Origin of the sequence: Hymenobacter sp. 102 (assembly GCF_049949205.1) — a bacterium.
Taxonomy (GTDB): domain Bacteria; phylum Bacteroidota; class Bacteroidia; order Cytophagales; family Hymenobacteraceae; genus Hymenobacter.
On sequence record NZ_CP188174.1, the window covers coordinates 1 to 21,706 of the forward strand.

Consider the following 21,706-nt stretch of genomic DNA (forward strand, 5'->3'; position numbering starts at 1 on the left):
GGGCGGTAGCGGCAACGTCTGGATAAAGGGCACGCTGGCAGTGGTAAGTCGGTACTGCTGGTACACGGGCTTCGTGACAAGCTAGTTGAAAACAAAAATCTAAAAGTGGGCGTTGTGCTGTTCACGCGGGCATTGGTGGATTTGATACGAACCGGCCTTGATGAGTTGGGAGTGGAGAAGGAGTTTGGCGTTCGGGTGCCTGTGATGACGTACTATGAATTGCAAAGACCAGTCAGCAATTTGACTTGCTGTTTTGCGATGAAGTACAGGATTTGCCCTCCAGTATGATAACGCTGCTGCGCAATAAGGCGAAACGAGTTATTGTAGCGGGCGATTCGCAGCAGTCAATTTTTACGCATGACCCACAGACTCGTGAGCCGGTAGTAAGACCAGAGGAAATTGGCGCTTTGCTGGGCGGGCAGTCCCACGAGCTGCCGACGATTTATCGGTTAACACGGTCCATTATTAAGATGGTCAGCAGCCTGATTGGCGGCACCATTCTCGGAGCACGTCGCGATGCTACCAAGCTCGATGTGCAGGTACGCCTAGGCTACACCAATGATGTATCAAGGGAAATTAAGTATGTGTGGCGTGAAGCCAGTAAGCGGGCTCAAGCAAGCGAGTCAACGGTTATCCTGTTGCCTTTCCGGGAAAACATCGCGGCTTTTTGTAACGCCGTATTAACGATCAATGGCAAACCCGCTTGGACTGTTGTTCCTGACCGGTGGGGCAAAAACGAGGATTTTGCAGCCATGAACCGGCATTTAGAAGCACAAGGCATCAAGCTCGAATACATTGGTAATGGGGTTGGTACACTCGATGGGGCTTATACCAACCATCGGGTCGCGGTCATGACTTATCACAGCTCGAAAGGATTGGACTACGAAAACGTGTATTTGCCATGGGTATCAGCAGGACTGCACTTGAACGGTGGTGGCAAAGACAAGACCCTATTCATGGTTGCCATGACTCGCAGCCGCAAAAACCTGGTTCTAACCTATTGTGGTACTCGCAGCAGCATGGTGGACACGCTGGCCGGCGACTGCACCTTGTTTGAAATCACAGATGCCACAACAGCCTCGGCTCAACCACAGGCTACTACTTACGACTTCTAATTTATGGCTGCTCAACGTGCCTTGCTGCCTATTTATAGGCTTCGGTTCAATCTGTTGTATCAATTTGGTTTCATTGAGGTTAATCCGGATGAGTGGGTCCTTTATGAAAAGGACACGCCTGCAGGGCACCCTGATGTATCAGAGGCAAGCTTACTCGCTAAAATTCCTGCCTTCAGCACAGCTGACGAGGTAATTCTGTTGGATATTGAATTGCCAGAGCAAAGCAAAGCTGCTTTACAAGCTGCTAGTGCATCTATAGGGATACACTATCCACAACTCAGCATAGAGGCCCAAGCAGCTTTTGATACCCTAGCCGCAGAATTGAGTAAGCCGCATTCTATTAGCGAGAAATCTCGGTTAAACATTGTGCAGGTGCGGCGTCTGTATCCGCTCACTACACAAGCCGGACAATTATTAGCTTCTCGTTTAGACCCGCGTATTAAGCGGCAGCCAGCGGTGTTTGAAGCTGTAGCAGAGCAGGCTGACCACCGGTTATTGGCGTCGGAAACCCGATTAGGCAGCGAAGCACTTCTGGAAATAGCTGGGGTCCCTAGTAAACATCTTGACGAAGGGTTATTGCAAGATGTGGAAAAGGCTGTGGCAGTACGCCTAGAGCGACGTGAAATTCAAACGAGCGATTCTTTCTGGGTGCATTTAATCGTTTATGGACGATATGAGCCTTTTCCCAAAAACGATTATGGGTACCTATATGACCTATGTGTAGTTTTTCATCGCAGCCTCAGCGCCCGCGATGGCCGTCGAGGACATGATAACAGCTACGAAGCAACCAGATTTTACAAAGCACTAGAAGCTAACAGAGCAGCTTCTACTCGCGAGAGAGTCACCCAGTTGCTTCTCAACGCTGAATGGGCCGAGAAGCTGAGAAATGAATTAACAGACACTCGTACTAACCTCAGAATGTACCTGAGCGCATTCATCTACCTTAAATTCCGGGGGGAATTTGAAGCAGAGGACTATCAGTTCAGCGGTAAACTTCTCGATTTAATTCGTCTGACGGCCGACCACTATCCATCGGAAACGAGAGTTGCCCTGCAATTACTAGGCGGTTTTTTAACATTCAATAAGATTTCAGGGGCTTACTATGAAGTAAGACAAATCCCCTTATTTCAGGAGCGAGGGCAGAAATATATTCCAATTTCAGAATATAAAACAAGTTCCCAGCGCAGGGCTGAATTATTTGCTGTGCCGCCGACAGCATCAATCCTTTCAGGGCCGAGTAAAAAGGTAGTTCCTGACGAAGAGGCCCCGGTTTTCGAGTGGAACTTGACAGCTGAACAGGATGCTAGGCAGAGAGCGCAGGCATCGCAGCAGATGGATGCTCCTACTCAGGAAGCAGCCTCGGTTGGGTTAGAGGAGTTGCAAAGCGGACCTAATATTGTTCCTCTTCCCGAAGCACCTGCAATCAAACCAAAGCGCTCATACCAGAAGAAAGGAAATACTTCAGCCGTTCCTAAAGCTGAGAAGCTAGTTAAGGTTAAGGAGTCAACTAAAACTAAAAATAGGAGGGGCTGCTTGATTCCATCTCTGGCCAGCTGACAATATCTTCAGAGGAATCGCATACCGAAGCACCAGCACCTGATTCTACGCCCGAGTCGTAAACCACTTTAATATGGAGCAAACTTCTTATTCGCCTCCTAGTGCTATCGATGATGCTTTCCGGTCCAGGTCTTTAGCATAAGAGCAAAGAAGCTCAACCATATCAGGGTTGAGCTTCTTTGCTCTTATGCTAGGCAGTAAATCTATTCACCGATTACATACACCGGCACAGCCTGCGCGTCGACGCCCCGGCCGGTTTCCTTCTTGACCTCTCTGCCATCCAGCAGGATAGAGCAGGTGATTTCCGAGGCCGCCGTGCCTCCGTCGATACTGGCCAGGATGGTCAGGTTGTCGCCTTGCTTCATGGTCCGCTTAAACTTGTAGCTCACCGGCAGCGGTGTGTTGCTGAGCGTCGTATTGCCGCCGCTTTCATTGGTGTAGCTCAGGTAGTCCGAGGTTGGAGCATTGGAGGTAACCTTGTATTCTACCTGATACTGGCCTTGGTTAAAAGTTTGGTCCCAAAATTACATCGGGCCACCCATGGTTAGTTCGCCACAGCAACACGGGCAGCCGTGTCGGCGGCACTGGTAACCACTTGAGCAAAGACCTTACTTGCTTGAGGGGCACTGATGCAACGGGATCCTTCGGCAAGTTCGATTATCGCCGCTTCAAGCAAGGAGGCTTCATGTGGTTATTAACCCGGCGCTCACGGGACGTCTTCGATGCCCTGTATTTCGCCCTGCGGGGAGTAGTAGAAGAGTTGGTGCTTCCGTACTATGTGGCCGAGCGTATCGCGAAACTGGTAGCGGTGGGACACGAAGCATACTCGCTGTCCTTGCTTTGTTTGACAGGTCTGCCGGCCAAACGCTACACTTTCGTAGCTGTCCGGATTCGACAGATGCTGTAGCAAATAGGAGTGCACCTCTTGTTCAGGTGAACTGCCCTTGGCGGTGTCAGTAGTGACTGATTCGGAATCCTGCTGCCACTCCTGGACTACCCGCCACCCAATCCACCCCCAACTACCAAAAGCCAGCAGCAACAGAATTGCGACGCTAGCGACGCTGACCACCCGCCATGTTGCCGTGGGAGCAGTCCTGGATTTTTTAGGAAAGCGACGCGCGTGCATGCCAGAAGTAGTGATGGTGGGTAGATACCTGAAAAGGCCCTGGTTGGCGTCAGGACTACAGCAGCACGCTGTCGACGGGCCGGGCAACGGCCGGCAGGACTGACTCACCCAGCATCTGCCGCAGGTCTACCTCGATGGAGCGGCACAGCGCGGTCATGGGCACGTCGTTCATGCGGTTTTCAAAAGGGTCTTCGCTCATGTCGCCTACCAACTCAATGGTGCTGAACACCCACGATAGGGGTCGCACTAGAGTAGGAACGGAAAACAACGCTAAGGCCAGTTGGTCGAATTTTGGCGGGTCGGGGTGTCTCAGAATACGTGCGTTTTTCCGCTCCGCTGGTCGCGCTCGTTTGGCCTCCTTACGAGTCGGGCAAAAACTGTCTCATATGCTGTTCTCACGAATCAATGGCTCGCTATCTTTGCTCCTGCTGACTTCCTGAGAATACCGCCTATGATTTTCGGCTACGCCCGTGTTAGTACCCCCGACCAGCAGCTACACCTGCAAACCGATGCCTTGCAGGCCTACGGCTGCGCGGAGGTCGCGCAGGAAAAAGTATCGTCCGTGAAAGAGCGCCCGGCGCTGCAGCACCTGCTGACCCGCCTGCGGGCGGGCGATACGCTCGTGGTCTGGAAACTCGACCGACTGGGCCGCTCGCTCAAAGACCTGGTCACACTGGTCAGCGGCTTTCAGCAACAGGGGATTCACTTTGTCAGCCTGCAGGACCATCTGGACACGACCACCGCCCAGGGCCGCCTCATGTTTAACCTGTTTGCCTCGCTGGCTGAGTTTGAGCGCGACATCATTCGGGAGCGCACCAAGGCGGGCCTGACGGCGGCCCGGGCAGGGGGCGCCAGGGCGGCCGGCCTAAAGGTCTTTCCAAAGAAGCCCTCTCCAAAGCCCAGGCCGCAAAAACGCTTTACCTGCAACAAGACAAGACGGTAGCAGAAATCGGGCAACTGCTGGGAGTGGGCCGGGCCACTATTTACCGTTACCTGGCCTATCTGGGGGTAGCAACCGGCGGAAAAGCGCAGGAAGCGGCGTAGTTCGGGCCGTTCTATCCAGACAGCTCAGTGCCCCCGTCAGAAAGTCTTCAGAATTGCCAGCTACCTTTCAGCCGTTCCTCACCTTGCACTCCCGTGAAGCTGCTGATTGTAGAAGACGAGCCGGCCCTGCGCACCTCCTTGATGGAGTACCTGCGCCAGGACGGCTACGTGGTGGAAGCAGCGGCCAGCTACGAACAGGCGCACGAGAAAATCAAGCTCTACCAGTACGATTGCGTGCTGCTGGATTTGACCCTGCCCGACGGCAACGGGCTGGACGTGGTGCGCACGCTCAAGGCCGACCGCTCCCCGGCCGGCGTGCTCATCGTCTCGGCCCGGGGCGCGCTCGACGACAAGGTGCTGGGCTTGGAACTGGGGGCCGACGACTACCTGGCCAAGCCGTTTCACCTCTCGGAACTGAGCGCCCGGCTGAAGGCCATCATCCGGCGGCGGCAGTTTCAGGGGCAGCGCCACCTACTGTTTCAGGAGTTGACCGTGTTTCCCGACCAGGCCCGGGTACTGGTCAACGGGGAACCTGTAACGCTTACGCGCAAGGAATTTGACTTGCTGCTGTATCTGCTCACCAACCCCGGCCGCGTGCTGACGAAGGAGTCCATTGCCGAGCACGTCTGGGGCGACGCGGCCGATGCGGCCGACTCCTTCGACTTCCTCTACACCCACCTCAAGAACCTGCGGCGCAAGTTGCAGGACAAAGGAGCCGGCGACTACATCCGCTCCGTGTACGGGGTGGGCTACAAGCTTAGCGCAGAATGAAGCTGCTGGCCGCCACCAACCGCTACTACCTGCTGCTGGCCACCGTGCTCTTCACGGCCGGCAGTGTGTTCCTCTACTACGGCGTGCGCTGGACGCTGCAAAGCGAAGTGGAGGAGCGCCTGTTTCAGCAGCGTGACTACTTGCGGGCGCAGGTGCAGCGCACCGGCCACCTGCCCGGCACCCCGTTTGAGGGCCGCATGCAGCTCAGTGCGCAGCCGCAGCCGGAAGGGCTGCGCGATACCCTGCTGCTGGAGCCCCTGGAAAACGAGTTGGAGCCCTACCGCCAGCTCACGTTTCGGCTGCCGCTGAACGGGCAAACCCAGTGGGTATCGCTCAGCAAGGCCCTGCTGGAAACCCATGACGTGCAGCGCCTGATTGTGCTGTTGCTGGTGGGGGTGCTGGGTACGCTGCTGCTGGGCGTGGTGGGGCTCAACCGCTGGCTGACCCGCCGCCTCTGGGCCCCGTTTGAGCAGACCCTCCACCAGCTGCGCGGCTACGACGTGCGCCAGCACCAGGTGCTGCACCTGCCTGATGCCCACATTGAGGAGTTCGCCCAGCTCAACCACACGCTCACCCACCTGAGCGAGCGGGTCGCGGCCGACTACATGTTGCTCAAAGCGTTCACGGAAAACGCCGCCCACGAAACCCGCACCCCGCTGGCCATCATGCAGGCCAAGCTGGAACAGCTGCTCCAGCTGCCGGATTTGCCCGCGCCGGCCGGCCCTTGGTGGGCGACCTGTACGCGGCCGTGCAGCGGCTGGCCCGCCTGCACCAGGGGCTGACGCTGCTCAGCAAAATTGAGAACCAGCAGTTTGCCGCCGCCCAGCCGGTGCCGCTGGCCGAGCTGCTGCGCGAAAAGCTGAGCCAGCTGGAGGAATTCATCCAGCAGAAGGAGTTGCAGCTGGACGTGCAATTAAATGCCGCGCCGTTGCTTATGCTGCACCCCGCGCTGGCCGATTCGCTGCTCAGTAACCTGCTGCACAACGCCATCCGGCACAACTTGCCGGGCGGCCTGTTGCGGGTGCAGCTGCGTGCCACCGAGCTGGTCATCACCAATGCCGGCCCCGCCCTGGCGGCGCAGCAGAAACCCGCACAGTTTTTCGAGCGGTTTCGCAAGCAGAATGCCGCTTCGGACTCGCCCGGCCTGGGGTTGTCCATCGTGCAAAGCATCACGACCTTCTATGGCTTTACCGTGGCATACGACTACGCCCCGGATTCGGCGCGGCATACGCTGCGTGTCCGGTTCGCTTCAGCGGTTCCCCGCCCCTGACCCCTACAGAATGTGCACAGAATTGCGCTCTACGTTTGGGGCGTACCTGCTGCTTTTTTGTATGCCCCGCTCCGTGTTGCTCCCCTGGCTGTGCTGGCTGCTCCCCTGTTCCCGTCCCGGGCCCAGACGGCGCCTGCTGTTTCGGTACCGCCTTCCCTGCGTGACTCCACCACCCGCCCGCCGCTCTGGCAGGGGCCGGTGGCGCGGGCGCTGCTGGTGCCTACGCTGCTGCTCACGGCCGGCGCCCTGACCACCCATCGGGTGGAGGCGCTGGAATCAGACGAGGAGCTGCGGGAGGAAATCCGCGAGCATATGGGCCGGCCCACGACGACGCTCGACAACCAGCTCCGGTACCTACCAGGGGCCGTAACGCTCGGCCTGGGCCTGGCCGGGGTGCCGGGCCGTCACAAACCCGTGGACCAGCTGCTGCTGGCGGCGCTGGCCTTCACCCTCAACGATGCGGTGACCAGCAACCTGAAGAAGCTCACGCAGGTGCAGCGCCCCGACGGTTCCGACTTCCATTCCTTTCCCAGCCAGCACACCAGCCTGGCCTTCGCCTCGGCTACGTTTCTGCACAAGGAATACGGCGGGCGTAGCGTCTGGTACAGCGTGGGCGGCTACTCGCTAGCAGCGGCCACGGGAGGTATTCGCATGGCCAAAGACGTGCATTGGTTTTCCGATGTGCTGGCCGGAGCCGGCGTGGGCATTCTGTCAACGCAGGCCGCGTACTGGCTGTACCCGCTGGTAACAAAACCACTGCGCAAGGTGCTGGGCAACCGGGCGCTGGTCGTGCCCAGCTACCAGCAGGGGGCCATCGGGGCCACCGCCGTCATGGCGTGGTAAGGCAAGAGAAGGAAACTACAGAATGCCTTCAGAATCGTGCGGGAGCTTTGTCGGGCTAACCTGCGCCAACGAGCCAGCGCATGGCTTCCTCACTAACGGTCCCTCCCATTGCCCAGCAAAAAACAGATAAAAACAAGCCTGTTGCGTACCTGGCTCACGGCCTCTCTGGGCCTGTGCGCCGCCGCTGCCTCCGCCCAACAAGTGGACAGCCTCTCCTTTATCCGCTCCAAGCGCATGTCGGATGCCGACCTGGCCAAAAAACGGGAAGGCCTGTTCGTGACCGGCTTGCCCGACCTCTCGTCCGACCCGGTGACGGGCTTCGGTGTGGGGGTTAAAACCAACATCATCTGGAACGGCACCCGCGACAACCCGCTGTTTGCCTACACGCCCTACCTCACACGCCTGCGCGCCAACGCGGCGTACTTTACCACCAACGCCCGCGAGCTGACGCTGTCCCTGGACGTGCCCTACTACAAAGGCACGCGCTGGCGTTACCGCGTGGACTTCAAGGCCCAGCAAAACCCGGCCAACCTGTACTTCGGCTCGTCCGAAACCACGCTCGGCCGCCTGCGCCTGCCCTCCAACCCGGACGAGACGTTTGCCACCTACGCGGAATATGACGCGGCCCGCAAAACCCTGCGGCCCGGGCAGGCCGGCGAAGCCGCCGAGGTCACCGATGCGCTGTCCAACCGGTTCCGGGAAACCGAGTTCATGCTCAACCTCAAAGCTGACTACGCCCTGGGCAAAGGTCGCTGGCGCGTGATGGGCGGCTACGAGATTCAGCACCTCTCCTACGACACGTTCCAGGGCACCAAGGCCGAGGCCACCCGTAACGGCGAAGAAACCACGGCGCCTAACGGCACGTCGCTACTGCAGCGCGATGCCCAGCAGGGGCGCATCTTTGGCCTGGACGGGGGGTGGGTGTCCATTATCCAGACGGCGCTGATTCACGACACGCGCGACTTTGAGCCCGACCCGACCCGCGGGGTATACTTTGAAGCCGCCAACGAGTTTTCCAGCCCCGCCATCGGTTCGCAGTTCAGTTTCAACAAGCTGTTTTTCCAGGGCCGGGCCTACCGCAAGCTGCCCGTGGGTCCGCGCACGGTGCTGGCCGGGCGGGTCGGCGCGGGCACCATTTTCGGGAAAGAAGCGCCGTTTTTTGAGTTTCAGGACCAGTGGAGCCCCGACGGCAGCATCAACGCCCTGGGCGGGCGGCAGTCGCTGCGGGGCTACCGGGCCAACCGCTTCCTGGCCCGCTCGCTGGCCTTTGCCAACGCCGAGCTGCGCATCCGGCTGGCCGATGTCAAGCTGGGCAAGCAGAACTTCGGGCTGGGCGTGGCCCCGTTCGCGGACGCCGGCACGGTGCGCGACCGGTGGCAGGACCTAGGCTTTCGCGACGTCCGGTTTTCGTACGGAGCCGGGGCGCGCATTGCCTGGAACCTGTCCACCATGCTCTACGCGGACTACGGGGTGTCCAAGGAAGACCGGCTGTTCTACTTCGGCATCGGCCAGAATTTCTAACCCCGTGGCGGCGCGGCGCTTCCCGGCCGGTTGTTCGGGTTTGATAGCGGCACCGTGCGCCATTTGGCTTATTCTTTCGCGCCTCCCTGGCCCATGCCCGTAGAATTCCTCAGTGACGAGCAGGCCGCCCGCTTCGGCTGCTACGCCGACGAGCCCAGCCCCGAACAGCTGGCCCGGTTCTTTTACCTGAGCGCAGCCGATGGCCACCTCCTGGCCGCGCGCCGACGCCCCGCCAACAAACTCGGGTGTGCCGTGCAGCTCTGCACCCTGCGCTTTTTGGGCACCTTTCTGACCGACCCGCTGCGGGTACCGGCCGTGGTGGTGCAGACGCTGGCCGAGCAGCTGCACCTGCCTGCGGACGCCTTGGCCGCGTACCGGACCCGGCCGAACACGTGGTACGACCACCAGGCCCGGATTGTGGCCCACCTCGGGTACACCCCGTTTGACGGGCGGCAGACGTTCCGGCTCACCCGCTGGCTCTACGCGCAGGTGCTGACGAGCACCGTCCGGCCCAGCGTGCTGTTTGATTTGACCACGGCCCACCTGGTCGCCCAGCGGGTCGTCTTGCCCGGCGTTTCGTTACTCGCCCGCCTGATTGCGCGGGTCCGCGAGCGCACCGGCCGCCACCTCTACCGCCAGCTGCGCACCCGCCTGAACCCGTCCCAGCAAGCGGCGCTGGAAACCCTGTTGACCGTGCCGGCCGGCGAGCGGCTCACCCACCTGGAGCGCCTGCGCACCCGCCCACCCGCGTGTCCGCCCCGGCGCTGGCGGCCGCTTTGCGCCGGGTGGGCGAAATCCGCGCCCTGGGCGTGAGCGCCGTGCCCGTGGCCGACTTACCCGAAGCCCGGTTGGCGCGCCTGGCCCGCCATGCCCAGCTGGCTTGGGCACAGACGCTGGTGCGCATGGGCGAGGAACGCCGGCTGGCCACGCTGCTGGTCTTCGCCCAGACCCTGGAGCGCACCGCTACGGACGACGTGCTCGACCTCTTCGACAGCCTGCTCACGTCGCTGGCCCTGCGGGGCGAAACCAAGCGCCGGCGCGAACGCCTGCGCTCGCTCAAGGACCTGGACCAGGCCGCGTTGCTGCTCCAACAGGCCGTGGAACTGCTGCTCGACGAGGCCGTACCGGCCGGGCAGGTACGCCAGCAGGTGTTCGACCGCCTGGGCCAGGCGCCCTTGCGCGCTGCGGCGGCCACCGTGCAGGAACTAGCCAGTCCGCCGGAGGACCCGCTGGCCGAAGCCTTGAGCGGCAGCTACGCCACGGTGCGCCGGTTCCTGCCCGCCTTGCTGGCCGGCGTCGCCTTCGAGGGGACGCCCACCGCCAAACCGCTGCTGGAGGCCTGGGCCTTTTTGCAGCAGCAGGAAGCCGGCGGTCGGGGCCGCCCGAAGTGGTCGGCCGCGCCCCGCACGGTCGTCCCGAAGGGGTGGGCCCGGCGGGTGTTTCCCGCCAAAGGGGAAGTGAATCCCCAGGCGTACACCCTCTGCGTACTGGAACGGCTGCAGCACGCCGTGCGCCGCCGCGACGTGTTCGTGCCGACCAGCGAGCGCCACGCCGACCCACGGGCCGAACTGTTGCGCGGGGACGCCTGGGAAGCCGCCCGGGATTCGGTGGCCCGGGCCCTGGACCGCTCCCTGGACCCGGCAGTGGAACTGGCCCGTCTGGGGCAACTGCTGCGCACGGCGTATGCGGACGTTGGGGAGAACCTGGCGCAGCACACCACCCTGCAGGTGGTCGAGCAAGACGGTCAGCCGGTCGTCACCCTCAGCGCCTTACCGGCGCAAGAAGAGTCCGAGCACCTGGTGCACGTGCGCGAGCAGCTGGCGGCGGCCCTGCCCCAGGTCGAAGTAGCGGCCCTGTTGCGGGAGGTGGACGCGTTTACCGGCTTTTCCCTCGCCTTTACCCACGTGGCCGACGGGCAGCCCGCCGCCGCCGACCTGCCGCTCAGTATCTGTGCCGTGCTGTTGGCCCAGGCGTGCAACCTGGGGCTAAAAACCGTGGCCCGGGCCGACGTGCCGGCCCTGACGCTGGCGCGCCTGGCGTGGGTGCAGCAAAACTACCTGCGCGCCGAAACGCTCACCGCCGCCAATGCCCGCCTGGTGGATGCCCAGGCGGGGCTGCCATTGGCCCAGGCCTGGGGCGGCGGGGAGGTGGCCTCGGCCGACGGCATGCGCTTCGTGGTGCCCGTGCGCACGCTGCACGCGGGCTGGAACCGCAAATACTTCGGCTCCCAGCGCGGGGTGACGTACTATAACTTCACCAGCGACCAGTTCACGGGCTTTCACGGCATCGTCATTCCCGGTACGCTGCGCGACTCTTTGTTCATCCTGGCCGGGTTGCTGGAACAACAAACCCGCCTGGACCCGCGCGAAATCATGGCCGATACCCACGGCTACAGCGACGTGGTATTTGGCCTGTTTTCGCTGCTGGGCTACCGCTTCAGCCCCCGCCTGGCCGACTTGGCGGACCAGCGCTTCTGGCGGCTGGAAAAAGAGGACGACTACGGTCCGCTCAACGAGTTGGGCCGCCACGTGGTCAACGCCCGCCTGATTCACGCCCACTGGGACGACATGCTGCGCCTGGCCGGCTCTCTGAAACTCGGCAAAGTCAAGGCCACGGCCGTCATGCGCACCCTGCAGCGAGCGGGCTCGCTCTCGGGGCTGGGGCGGGCGGTCGCCGAATTGGGCCGCGTCGAAAAAACATTGTATTTATTAGCCTACGTGCAGGACGAGGCCTACCGCCGGCGCATCCTGGTGCAGCTCAACCGGGGCGAGGGGCGGCACGCCGTGGCCCGGGCCGTCTTTCACGGCAAGAAAGGGGAGCTGCGCCAGCGCTACCGCGAGGGCATGGAAGACCAGTTGGGCGCCCTTGGACTCGTGGTCAACGCCCTGGTGCTGTGGAACACCCGCTATCTGCAGCACGCCCTGGAACGGTGGCAGCAGACGGAAGGCGTGCTGAACCCGGACGACGTGGCGCGCCTCTCGCCCTTGCTGCACGAGCACGTTAACATGCTGGGCCGCTACGATTTCAGCCTGCCCGAAGACATTGCCGCCGGCGAAATGCGCCCGTTGCGCAACCCCGCCAACTGGGAAGAACGGCTGGTCGAATTTCCTTAGCGTTGTTTTCCGTTCCTACTCTAGTGCGACCCCCGATACCAGCACCGAGAAGGGCACCGTCAGCCAGAAGTGGCCGTGGCCGAGCTTCTCGAACTCCGCCAGCAGCCCGAGCGGCAGAATCAGGATGAACACCCACACGAACACCAGGCTGGAGAAGGCATACTGGCGCGGGTACGGGGTATTCTTGATTCGTTCGCAGCCGCCTTGCAGGTTGGCTAGCTCCCGCAGCTCCTCCATCAGGGTCCGGCGCTGCAGGTCGTTGAACAGTCCCTCGGCCTGGGCTACGGCGCGGCCCTGTAGCAACAGCAACTGCGCCGGGGCGTTGGCCACCCGGCGCAGCTGGTTATCTTCTTCGGCGGTCAGCAACGGGGTCACGGCTTCGGCCCACAGCTCGGGCTGCCGGCGTAGGTGCAGGCGGAGCGCGTTGCACCACGCCAGCTGCCGCAGCACCAAGGCTCGTTGCGGAGCGGTGATGGTCGGTGCCGGCTCTGTATCGGTCTGCTGGGTGTTGGTTAGCACGAATACCGACCAGCTACGGCTGCGGTTGACGATGCCGCCCCAGAGCGTACGGGCCTCGTTGAAGCGGGCGTAGGCACTGTTGTTTTTGAAGCCGACGTAGAAGGACACGGCCACCCCCACAATGCTGACCAGCTGCCAGGGTACGTCCAGCCAATGGAAACCCAGCGGGCCGAACAGCACCGCCAGCGTGAGGTCATAGAGGGTAAACAGCAGCACATTTTTCCAGGCGTAGCGCCACGCTATGCGCCAATGAATATTGCGACGAACGTACATACAGGGAGAAGCAGGAAGTGAATGGGGGAGTTAGGTCCGGCTACGCCATCATGCCCAGCAGCAGGAACAGCAGAAAGCCGCCGAAGAAGGCCAGCGTCTGTAGCGTGGTTTCGGGTAGCTCGTGCGCTTCGCTCAACAGCTCTTCCGTGACCAGATACAGCAGCGAGGCCAGCCCGAAGGACAAGACGGCCTCCACGAACTGATCGGAAGCGCCCTGCAGCACAAACAGGCCCAGGCCGGCTCCCACCAGAATCATACTGGCCAGGGCCGTCAGAATCAGGACTGTCTTGCCCCGGCTCTGCCCGCTCCGGCGCAGCTCCACGGCCGTGGTCAAACTGAGGGTGAGCATTTCCAGCGCAATGGCAATGGCTAGCAACGTCCCTTCCTTGGCCCCCACCGCGAAGCCGATGCCCAGCAGCAGTCCGTCGATAACGACGTCGATACTCACGGCCGCCAGCATCCCCCAGGGCAGCGCCTCGGGCGCGTCTGGCGTCGGCGTTTCGGTCGTGGAACCGGATTTCTCCAGGCGCTGAGTGAAGTACCGCAGGCCGAACATCACGGCCAGCCCCAGCGCGAAGCCCAGCCCAACTTCCAAGGGCGCGCGACGCTCCACGATGTCCGGCAGCACATCAACGGCAACGACCGAAAACACGACGCCGGCCGCGAAGTGCAGCAGCGCCCCGCGTAGCGCGGGGCTCGGCACGCGCCAGACCCCAAGTAGGGCCCCAATGACCATGACGCCGACTGGCAGTAGGGCATAGCCCAGCACGGTGGTCCACGGGGCCAGTGCTTCGGTGGGCACGAGCAACAGGATGGTAGTTAACAGCATATTACACATCGGTTGGGAGTACCTGAACGTCCTGAGCGTGGGCGGTGCCGGTGCCGTGCTGGTGCCCGGCCGCCGATACCGGGTCGGTGTGGACCAGCGCGGTATTGAGGTACTGCACGTCGCGGATGAGCTGCGCTTCCACGCGGCTGCCCAGGTCGTGGGCCTGACTTACCGTCAGCGAGTCGTCCACCGCCACGTCTACTTCGGCGTTGAGCTTGTGGCCCAGCCAGCGCAGCCGAATGGTATCGACGCCCTGCACACCGGGCACTTGCTGGGCACTGGCCCGCACCGCGTCCACCATTGCCGGGTCTACGCCGTCGAGCAGGCGGGTGAAGATGTCCTTACCCGAGCGCCAGACGATTTTCAGGATGACCAAGCTGATGAGCAGCCCGATAATGGGGTCGGCCAGCGGGAAGCCGAGCCAAATGCCGATGACGCCCAGCAGTACCGAGAGACTGGCAATACCGTCGGTACGGGCGTGGTAGCCGTCGGCCACCAGCGCGGCGCTGCCGATTTCCTTACCCACCTTGATGCGGAAGATGGCCACGGCTTCGTTGCCCAGGAAGCCGACTACCGAGGCTACCGCCACGGCCCCAAGATACTTCACCGGCTCGGGGTGGTAGAAGCGCTGGATGGACTCGTAGCCCGCCACGATGCCACTGGCCAGGATGATGACCAGGATGATGAGGCCGGCCAGGTCTTCAATGCGGCCGAAGCCGTAGGTGAAGCGCTTGGTAGGCGGCCGGTTAGTGAAGCGAAACGCAATCCAGAGCGGGACGGCCGTAGCTGCGTCGGCCACGTTGTGGATGGTATCGGCCAGCAGGGCAGTGCTACCCGAGTAGAAGAACACCACGATTTGAAGCACCGAGGTAATGGCCAGGCCGATGAAGGACCATTTCAGGGCCCAGATGCCGCGTTCCGAAGACGTAACGACGGCATCCAAGCCCTTCTTGGCCCCAGCGGGTCCTTTCTTCAGGAAGTCCTGCAGGAATTGAGGGAGTTGCATGGGTGAATGGGTTGTGGTGGAAAAGATGATGGCCCGGTAGGCCACGGCGTACACCCAGCCGGATGCACGCCGCGGCACTGGGTCTACTGCCCGGCGGCGGTTGCCTGTTGAATGTCCTGGGCACCACGCACCACCACCCGCTCACCCTCCCGGACGCCGCTGAGCAACTGTACCTGTTGCCCGTTCGTCGCGCCGGTCTTCACCGACCGCAGCTGAAACCGCTCGCCCGTGCGCTGCACGTAGACGTGCGGCTTGCCCTTGACGTCGACCAACGCCGTGCGGGGCACCACCAGGCCGGTGGTGGCCTTCTTCCCGCTGCCCACGCTACCCTTCGTCAACAGCTGAGTGGCGAAATCCGCCAGCACCCAGGACTTTTCCTTGATGTAGGTGATGTCGCCGGCTTCCTCGTTCTTCGGCTGCTGACGCGCGGCTTCCGCGTTGGCGTACACCATCACGTTCGGGATGGTGAACTGGTCGGTAAACTCCGGCGTCACGATGTCGATGACCAGCGTGCCGGTGCCAGCCGGGGCGGGCGGCAGCTGAAACCGGAAGATGCCGGGTGCGGCCGGCGCATCCGCCGACGCCTTCACCGTGTTGCCGCCTACCTGCAGGCTGACTGTCACCTGCCCGGCCGTGTAGGGCTTGAAGGTGGTGCCGAGCTTGGTGAGGTGGGCCGTGAAGCGGTTCGGAGCCCCCGCAATGAGCGGCTTCGATTCGGCGTACAGCTCCGATTTGGTGGTGAACAGCGTGTACGATACCGTCGGCAGCGACGGGGCGGCGGGCTTGGCGCCCTCGCTCGGGCTGGGGTGCGGATGGCCGTGGTCGGCTTCCGAGGTGGTCGGCACCTGGGCTTGGGCGGCAAGGGGAGCAGCCGCCAGCAGGCAGGCGAGGACAACAAATGTGTTACGAGTCATGGAAATGAAATCAGAAGTGAAGGAATGCGCAGCCGGCAGCTACCAGCTGCGGGGTGGGTTATTCGTCACTGGCGTTTTTGAGCTTGCTCAGCAGGGAGTAAGCGCCTTCGGTCACGTAGCGGGCGGCGGTATCGGCCGTAGCTTGCCCCGGTAGGAAGACCTCGCTGTAGCCGTCGGCCTGCTCTCCGCGCCGGACTTCGAGCATGCGGTAGCTGCGCTGGCCGTTCGCCGCCGATTCCTGCCGGAACACGTACTGCTTGCCCTCGTAGTCCACCACGGCCTTGTCGGGCAGCGCCGGCACGCGCCGGGAGGTGGTTTCGATAACGGCCCGCACGAACATGCCGGGGCGGAGGGCCGGGTCACTTTCCCGGTCCAGGTGGCCGTGGACGCGCACGGTGCGCTGTTCCTCGTCCACGGTGCGGCCGATGAGGTACACTTTCGCTCCCCGCTCGACGCTGCTGTCGTTGGGCACCGTGAAGCGGATGCGCTGGCCGATTTTCAGCTGGGCCGCATCCTTCTCGAACACGGTCAGCTCGGCATGCATGTGCTCGGGGTCCACAAGTTCAAACAGGGCGTCGGTCGGCGTCACGCTCTGGCCCACGGCCACGTTGACTGCTTTCACGAAGCCGTCTTTCGGGGCGCGTAGCGTCGCCGTGGACACGAACGGCTGCTTACCCACCGGCAGCCCCGCCAGACGCAGCTGGGCCGACAAACCGGCTGCCTGCGCCACCAGCATATCGTAGCGGCTCTGGGCCTGCTGCTCATTTTTGGCCGGGGCTACCTCTTCGCGCACCAGCTCCCGCTGCCGAACCAGATCGGTCCGGGCGTAGCGCAGCTGGCTTTGGGTTTCCAGGTACTGCTGCTGCAACTGGATAAACGCGGGGTTGCGGATGACGGCCAGCGCCTGACCCCTGCGCACGGGCGTGCCCTGCAGCAGCGAGGTGCTTTCCACGATGCCGCCCAGAGGCGCGTTGATGGAGAGCATTTTATCCGGCGGCACGTCGATGACGCCGTTGACTTTGAGGCCGGCGCCCAGCACGCGCTGGTCCAGCGTGGTCGTCTGGATGCCCGCGAGTTGCTGCTCGTCCGCGGTCAGCGTAATCAGGTCCGGGGCCGCGGCTGCAGCGGTGCTGTCGGCTGGGGCGGCAGTGGTTTCGGCGGCCGGCGTTTCGGAGGGCTCGTTGCCCTGGCAGCCGGCGCCGAGTACCAACAGACTCAGGGCCGCTACCTTATACAAAGGAGAGTTCATGCAAGAAAATATCAGATATGGGAAAGACGGCGCGGTGGCTTACTCGCCGGCGCTCAGCAGGTAGTCCAGCTCGATGACGGTCTGGTTGTGCTGCAGCAGCGCATCGAGGTAGTCGGTACGCAGACGTAGGGCGCGGTCCAAGTTGAGCAGGTACTCGGTGTAGCCGTTTTCGCCCGCCTTGAAGGCTTTGGTCGATACGCGGGTAATCACGTCGGCCTGCGGCAGCGCCGTCTGCTCGTAGAACTGCAGGCGCTGCTGCTGCTCGGCGCGTTGGGTGAGCAGCGTTTCCAGCCGACCGGCCAGCTCCGCCTGGTAGCGCACGTAGCCGATCTGGGCCACCCGCTCCTGCAGCCGGGCCGACTGCACCCGCGCCCGCTGCGGACCCTGCACCAGGGGCAGGGCCACGCTGGCCTGCACACCCTGAAACCGGTCGCTGCCGGTGAAGGTCCGCGTACCGCCGCCGTCGACCAGCTGCTCACCCCGGATGGACTGGTTGAAGTACCCCACGGTGAAACCGGGCTTGCCCTGTGCCTGCGCGACGCGGGTTTCGGCCTCGGCCACCCGAATCTGCTGCCGCAGCACCTGTGACAACATGCTGTTGGCCAGCAACGTGGTGTCGTCGGCCGCAGCGGCTACTTTGGGTGTGAGCAGCGTCAGGGTACTATCAGCCACCACAACCGGCTCGACGCGCTGCAGCAGAGCTTGCAACTGACGGATGGCGACCTGGTACTCCACGCGGGTCTGGGCCAGCCGGGTGCGGGTTTCGCCCTGCTGCACCAGCGCCGTGGATACTTCCAGCCGGGCCGTTTCGCCATTGCGGAAGCGCACTTGTGAGGCCCGCACAAACTCCGTGTACAGGCTGTCCTGCACGCGCAACGTGCGCAGCCGGTGTCGGGCGTATACGGCGGCTTCGTACTGCAGCCGCACCTGCCGGCGCACGTCGGCGCGGGCTAGGGCCAGTTGCTGCTCCTTGGTCACCACCTGCGCCTTAGCCAGGGCCGTGAGCGTGCGGTAGTACCCCGGCCAGGCCAGCGGCTGCGTGATGGTGAACAGGTTGTCGTTCTTGATGGAGTTGTACTGCCCGTAGCTGCCCTGAATGGTGGTGCGGCCTACTTCGCGGGCCGCCCGTACCGATGCCTGCTGGGCCGCTACCTGCTGCTGCGCGCCCAGCACCGTGCCGCTCTGGCCTAGCGCCACGTCCACGGCCTGCGTGGCATTCAGCACGTCGCCTTCCGCTGCTCCCGGCTTCTGCGCCCAACTGGTGCCAGGCAGCAGAGTCAGCGCCAGCAAGATGCTACCCGCGACGCCCAGCTTGGTGGTGTTCACCGAATCATCCTTCTTCGCGTCCCGTTTCGCCGTCCACGCTTCTTCCAGGTAATAGAGCACCGGCAACACCAGCAGGGTGAGCAGCGTGGCCGTCACCAGCCCGCCAATCACCACCGTGGCCAGCGGCCGTTGCACCTCGCTACCACCCGACGTGCTCAGGGCCATCGGCAGGAAGCCCAATGAGGCCACCATCGCCGTCATCAGCACCGGACGCAGCCGCACGTGCGTGCCCTCCAGAATGCGCTGGCGCAGGTCCGTCATGCCTTCTTCCTTGAGCTGGTTGAAGTAACCGATGAGCACGATGCCGTTGAGCACGGCCACCCCGAACAGGGCAATGAATCCTACTCCTGCCGAAATACTGAACGGCATGTCGCGCAGCCACAGCGCCAGCACCCCACCGATAGCCGACAGCGGAATGGCGGTGAAGATCATCACCGACTGGGTGAGGGAGTTGAACGTGGCGTAGAGTAGCAGGAAGATGAGCAGCAGCGCTATCGGCACGGCAATCAGGAGTCGGTCGCGGGCCGACTGCAGGTTCTCGAACTGCCCGCCGTAGGTCGCATAGTAGCCCGGCGCGAACTTCATTTCCTTGTTGATGCGCTGCTGGGCTTCGTTGACCAGGCTTTCCACGTCGCGGCCCCGCACGTTGAAGCCCACCGTGATGCGGCGTTTGGCGTCGTCGCGCTGAATCTGGCTTGGCCCGCTGATGAGCGATACCTTCGCCACCTGGTCGAGGGTACTTGCCGGCCGCTGGGCGTGGCAATGAACAACTGCCGCAGGCTGTTGATGTCTTGACGAGAACCCTCTTTCAGGCGCACCACTAGGTCGAACCGGCGTTCCTGCTCGAACACCTGGCCGGCTACCTCGCCCGCAAACGCGGCCTGCACCGTGCGGTTGACGGCTTCTACCGTCAGGCCGTACTGGGCCAGCCGGTCCCGGTCAATCTGCGCCACAATCTGCGCCTGGCCGGTAGCCCGCTCCACGTACAGGTCGGAAGCACCGGGCAGCGTGCGGATGATGTTGCCCACGCGGCTGGCATAGTCATCGAGCTGCTGCAGGTCTTCCCCGAAAATCTTGATAACCACGTCCTGCTTGGCGCCCGAAATCAGCTCGTTGAAGCGCATCTGGATAGGCTGTTGGAAGCCGAACGTCACGCCCGGAATCCGTCCCAGCCGCTCCGACATCTTCTCAACCAGCCCTTCACGGGTATCGGCCGTGGTCCACTCTTTCTTATCCTTGAGTACGATAATCAAGTCGCAGGCTTCCACCGGCATGGGGTCGGTCGGGATGGCCGAGGAGCCGACTTTGGCTACCACTTCCTTCACCTCGGGAAACTCCTTGAGCAGGATACCGGCCGCTTGCTGGGCCTTTTCGGCGGTGTAGGTGATGGACGAGCCGGGCAACACGCGGGTCTCTACCGCGAAGTCGCCTTCCTCCAGCTGCGGGATAAACTCGCCGCCGAGGGTGCGGAACAGCAGCAGCGCCCCGACGAAAAGCGCCACCGCTACGCCCAGAATCAACGTTTTGGCACCGAGTGCCCACTCCACCACGCGCTGGTAGCGCACGGCCAGGTTGCCCAGCACCCGGTCGGAGAGATTGGGCTTGTGCTCGGTGTTGCGGCTCAGGGTCAGCGCCGACATCATCGGCACGTAGGTGAGCGAGAGAATGAAGGCGCCAAGGATGGCAAACGCCACCGTCTGGGCCATCGGGCGGAACATCTTGCCCTCCACGCCGCCCAGCGCCAGCAGCGGCAGGTACACGATGAGGATGATGATTTCGCCGAACGCGGCCGAGGAGCGGATTTTGCTGGAGGCGTGGTACACCTCGTCGTCCATCTCCTCGCGGGAAAGTATCGTTGCTCCTGCGGCCCGGGGCAGGATGGCGAGCCGGTGCACGATGGCTTCGACGATAATCACGGCTCCGTCCACAATCAGTCCGAAGTCAATAGCGCCCAGACTCAGTAGGTTACCCGATACATCGAAGGTGCGCATCAGGCCGATGGCAAAGAACATGGCCAGCGGAATCACCGACGCCACCACGAGGCCAGCGCGCAGGTTGCCCAGGAAGATAACCAGCACGAAAATCACGATGAGCGCCCCTTCGGCCAGGTTTTTCGTGACGGTGTGAATGGCCTGGTCCACCAGCTTAGTGCGATCCAGGAACGGCTCGATAACCAGGCCCTCGGGGAGGGTTTTCTGAATCGTAGCCATGCGCTCTTTCACGTTCTTGATAACCTCCGAGGAGTTGGCACCCTTGAGCATGAGCACCAGTGCGCCCACCACTTCGCCCTCCTGGTTGCGCGTCATCATGCCGTAGCGCACGGCATGGCCGAAGCGCACCTCGGCCACGTCCCGCACCAGCACCGGCACGCCGTTGGCGTCCTCGGGGGCTTTTACCACCATGCGGCCCACGTCTTCCAACGACCCGGCCAAGCCCTCCGTGCGGATGAAGTAGGCGGCCGGGTTCTTGTCGATGTAAGCGCCACCCGTGTTCTGGTTATTCTGCTCCAGCGCGTTAAACAGCTCGCCGATAGTTACGTTGTAGCTGCGCAGCCGCTCGGGGTCCACGGCCACCTCGTACTGCTTAATGTTGCCGCCGAAAGACGACACGTCGGCCACGCCGGGCGTACCCAGCAGCTGCCTACGCACCAACCAGTCCTGCAACGTACGCAGCTCCGTGGGCGAGTATTTCTTCTCGTAGCCCTTCTTCGGGTGCAGCACATACTGGTAAATCTCACCCAGGCCCGTCGTCACCGGGGCCAACGCGGGCGACGCGACACCGGCCGGAATCTGCGCTTCGGCTTCCTTAAGCCGCTCTGTTACTTGGTTGCGCGCCCAGTACACGTCCACATCGTCGGGAAAGACAATGGTGACGACGGACAGTCCAAAGCGCGAGAAGGAGCGGACCTGCTCCACGTTGGGAATGGTCGCAATGGCCTGCTCGATGGGGAAGGTCACCAGCCGCTCCACGTCGGGGGCACCGAGGGAGGGCGTTTGGGTAATGACCTGAACTTGGTTGTTGGTGATGTCGGGGACGGCGTCGATGGGCAAGTGCGCCACGGAATAACCGCCCCAGGCCACAAGGGCCAGTGTCAGCAACCCGATCAGCAGCTTGTGCTTGATCGAGAAGCGAATAATGGAGTCCAGCATGAAAAAAGTCTAAATCAACACGATGTGCCGACGGCCACAGACCTTCCCTTAGGAAAAGCCGGACGTCGGAACGTAACCCAG

The 21,706-nt window shown here is 62.5% G+C and carries 19 protein-coding genes and 2 pseudogenes; 12 read left to right on the forward strand and 9 right to left on the reverse strand.

Features of this window, described 5'->3' with window-relative positions; all coding sequences use genetic code 11:
* Positions 1-284 precede the first annotated feature (284 nt).
* Together ACN19L_RS23810 and ACN19L_RS23815 are read left to right on the forward strand one after the other, a co-directional pair.
* Positions 285-1,115: a 3'-5' exonuclease gene (locus ACN19L_RS23810; protein WP_426491370.1), complete on the forward strand. Its 831-nt coding sequence runs from the start codon at positions 285-287 to the stop codon at positions 1,113-1,115.
* 3 nt (positions 1,116-1,118) lie between these two features.
* Positions 1,119-2,672: a hypothetical protein gene (locus ACN19L_RS23815; RefSeq protein ID WP_426491371.1), complete on the forward strand. Its 1,554-nt coding sequence runs from the start codon at positions 1,119-1,121 to the stop codon at positions 2,670-2,672.
* A 203-nt stretch (positions 2,673-2,875) separates the two neighbouring features.
* Here the strand turns inward: ACN19L_RS23815 and ACN19L_RS23820 are convergent, their stop codons facing one another.
* On the reverse strand, positions 2,876-3,061 hold the full coding sequence (locus ACN19L_RS23820) for a hypothetical protein (RefSeq protein ID WP_426491372.1): 186 nt from the start codon (positions 3,059-3,061) through the stop codon (positions 2,876-2,878).
* 206 nt (positions 3,062-3,267) lie between these two features.
* On the opposite strand from ACN19L_RS23820, the gene ACN19L_RS23825 reads away from it, so the two are divergent.
* Positions 3,268-3,579, forward strand: coding sequence for a hypothetical protein (locus ACN19L_RS23825; protein ID WP_426491373.1), 312 nt, complete (start codon positions 3,268-3,270; stop codon positions 3,577-3,579).
* A gap of 274 nt (positions 3,580-3,853) precedes the next feature.
* Here ACN19L_RS23825 and ACN19L_RS23830 read toward each other — a convergent pair whose 3' ends face one another.
* Positions 3,854-4,045 (reverse strand): hypothetical protein, encoded by a 192-nt coding sequence (locus tag ACN19L_RS23830; protein WP_426491374.1) that lies wholly within the window; start codon positions 4,043-4,045, stop codon positions 3,854-3,856.
* Between the two features lie 204 nt (positions 4,046-4,249).
* On the opposite strand from ACN19L_RS23830, the gene ACN19L_RS23835 reads away from it, so the two are divergent.
* The 9 genes and pseudogenes from ACN19L_RS23835 (at position 4,250) to ACN19L_RS23875 (ending at position 12,360) form a co-directional block, all read left to right on the forward strand.
* The gene (locus ACN19L_RS23835; RefSeq protein WP_426491375.1) at positions 4,250-4,741 is read left to right on the forward strand and encodes a recombinase family protein; all 492 of its coding nucleotides are present in this window, start codon (positions 4,250-4,252) and stop codon (positions 4,739-4,741) included.
* Positions 4,717-4,842 (forward strand): annotated as a pseudogene (locus tag ACN19L_RS23840) (hypothetical protein); the annotation flags it as partial. The gene ACN19L_RS23835 and the pseudogene ACN19L_RS23840, both read left to right, overlap by 25 nt.
* A gap of 93 nt (positions 4,843-4,935) precedes the next feature.
* Complete coding sequence (locus ACN19L_RS23845) at positions 4,936-5,613, forward strand: response regulator transcription factor (protein ID WP_426491376.1); 678 nt, start codon at positions 4,936-4,938, stop codon at positions 5,611-5,613.
* Positions 5,610-6,395, forward strand: coding sequence for a hypothetical protein (locus tag ACN19L_RS23850; RefSeq protein ID WP_426491377.1), 786 nt, complete (start codon positions 5,610-5,612; stop codon positions 6,393-6,395). Before ACN19L_RS23845 ends, ACN19L_RS23850 begins: the two co-directional genes overlap by 4 nt.
* Entirely contained in the window at positions 6,341-6,883 is a 543-nt protein-coding gene (locus ACN19L_RS23855; RefSeq protein ID WP_426491378.1) for a sensor histidine kinase, read from the forward strand. Before ACN19L_RS23850 ends, ACN19L_RS23855 begins: the two co-directional genes overlap by 55 nt.
* Before the next feature lie 90 nt (positions 6,884-6,973).
* Positions 6,974-7,726: a phosphatase PAP2 family protein gene (locus ACN19L_RS23860; protein ID WP_426491379.1), complete on the forward strand. Its 753-nt coding sequence runs from the start codon at positions 6,974-6,976 to the stop codon at positions 7,724-7,726.
* A gap of 108 nt (positions 7,727-7,834) precedes the next feature.
* Entirely contained in the window at positions 7,835-9,247 is a 1,413-nt protein-coding gene (gene omp85 / locus ACN19L_RS23865) for an Omp85 family outer membrane protein (RefSeq protein ID WP_426491380.1), read from the forward strand.
* Between the two features lie 93 nt (positions 9,248-9,340).
* Positions 9,341-10,060 (forward strand): DUF4158 domain-containing protein, encoded by a 720-nt coding sequence (locus tag ACN19L_RS23870; RefSeq protein ID WP_426491381.1) that lies wholly within the window; start codon positions 9,341-9,343, stop codon positions 10,058-10,060.
* Positions 10,033-12,360, forward strand: a complete 2,328-nt coding sequence (locus ACN19L_RS23875) for a Tn3 family transposase (RefSeq protein ID WP_426493614.1) — start codon at positions 10,033-10,035, stop codon at positions 12,358-12,360. Before ACN19L_RS23870 ends, ACN19L_RS23875 begins: the two co-directional genes overlap by 28 nt.
* 15 nt (positions 12,361-12,375) lie before the next feature.
* Here ACN19L_RS23875 and ACN19L_RS23880 read toward each other — a convergent pair whose 3' ends face one another.
* The 7 genes and pseudogenes from ACN19L_RS23880 to ACN19L_RS23910 form a co-directional block, all read right to left on the reverse strand.
* Positions 12,376-13,152, reverse strand: coding sequence for a bestrophin family protein (locus tag ACN19L_RS23880; RefSeq protein WP_426491382.1), 777 nt, complete (start codon positions 13,150-13,152; stop codon positions 12,376-12,378).
* A 40-nt stretch (positions 13,153-13,192) separates the two neighbouring features.
* The gene (locus ACN19L_RS23885; RefSeq protein ID WP_426491383.1) at positions 13,193-13,981 is read right to left on the reverse strand and encodes a ZIP family metal transporter; all 789 of its coding nucleotides are present in this window, start codon (positions 13,979-13,981) and stop codon (positions 13,193-13,195) included.
* A 1-nt stretch (position 13,982) separates the two neighbouring features.
* Entirely contained in the window at positions 13,983-14,987 is a 1,005-nt protein-coding gene (locus tag ACN19L_RS23890; RefSeq protein ID WP_426491384.1) for a cation diffusion facilitator family transporter, read from the reverse strand.
* Between the two features lie 83 nt (positions 14,988-15,070).
* Positions 15,071-15,901 carry a hypothetical protein gene (locus ACN19L_RS23895; RefSeq protein ID WP_426491385.1) on the reverse strand — a complete coding sequence of 277 codons (831 nt, stop codon included), beginning with the start codon at positions 15,899-15,901 and terminating at the stop codon, positions 15,071-15,073.
* 58 nt (positions 15,902-15,959) lie between these two features.
* Positions 15,960-17,150, reverse strand: a complete 1,191-nt coding sequence (locus tag ACN19L_RS23900; protein ID WP_426491386.1) for an efflux RND transporter periplasmic adaptor subunit — start codon at positions 17,148-17,150, stop codon at positions 15,960-15,962.
* 39 nt (positions 17,151-17,189) lie between these two features.
* Positions 17,190-17,744 carry a TolC family protein gene (locus tag ACN19L_RS23905; protein WP_426493615.1) on the reverse strand — a complete coding sequence of 185 codons (555 nt, stop codon included), beginning with the start codon at positions 17,742-17,744 and terminating at the stop codon, positions 17,190-17,192.
* Between the two features lie 159 nt (positions 17,745-17,903).
* Positions 17,904-21,625, reverse strand: a pseudogene (locus tag ACN19L_RS23910) (CusA/CzcA family heavy metal efflux RND transporter); the annotation flags it as partial.
* Positions 21,626-21,706 lie beyond the last annotated feature (81 nt).

Coding starts and splice junctions, on each gene's coding strand:
- ACN19L_RS23895 (WP_426491385.1), bottom strand. CDS start 15,901: ATGACTCGTAACACATTTGTTGTCCTCGCCTGCCTGCTGGCGGCTGCT.
- ACN19L_RS23880 (WP_426491382.1), bottom strand. CDS start 13,152: ATGTACGTTCGTCGCAATATTCATTGGCGCATAGCGTGGCGCTACGCC.
- ACN19L_RS23810 (WP_426491370.1), top strand. CDS start 285: ATGATAACGCTGCTGCGCAATAAGGCGAAACGAGTTATTGTAGCGGGC.
- ACN19L_RS23815 (WP_426491371.1), top strand. CDS start 1,119: ATGGCTGCTCAACGTGCCTTGCTGCCTATTTATAGGCTTCGGTTCAAT.
- ACN19L_RS23900 (WP_426491386.1), bottom strand. CDS start 17,150: ATGAACTCTCCTTTGTATAAGGTAGCGGCCCTGAGTCTGTTGGTACTC.
- ACN19L_RS23890 (WP_426491384.1), bottom strand. CDS start 14,987: ATGCAACTCCCTCAATTCCTGCAGGACTTCCTGAAGAAAGGACCCGCT.
- ACN19L_RS23905 (WP_426493615.1), bottom strand. CDS start 17,744: ATGTTGTCACAGGTGCTGCGGCAGCAGATTCGGGTGGCCGAGGCCGAA.
- ACN19L_RS23835 (WP_426491375.1), top strand. CDS start 4,250: ATGATTTTCGGCTACGCCCGTGTTAGTACCCCCGACCAGCAGCTACAC.
- ACN19L_RS23885 (WP_426491383.1), bottom strand. CDS start 13,981: ATGCTGTTAACTACCATCCTGTTGCTCGTGCCCACCGAAGCACTGGCC.
- ACN19L_RS23850 (WP_426491377.1), top strand. CDS start 5,610: ATGAAGCTGCTGGCCGCCACCAACCGCTACTACCTGCTGCTGGCCACC.
- ACN19L_RS23870 (WP_426491381.1), top strand. CDS start 9,341: ATGCCCGTAGAATTCCTCAGTGACGAGCAGGCCGCCCGCTTCGGCTGC.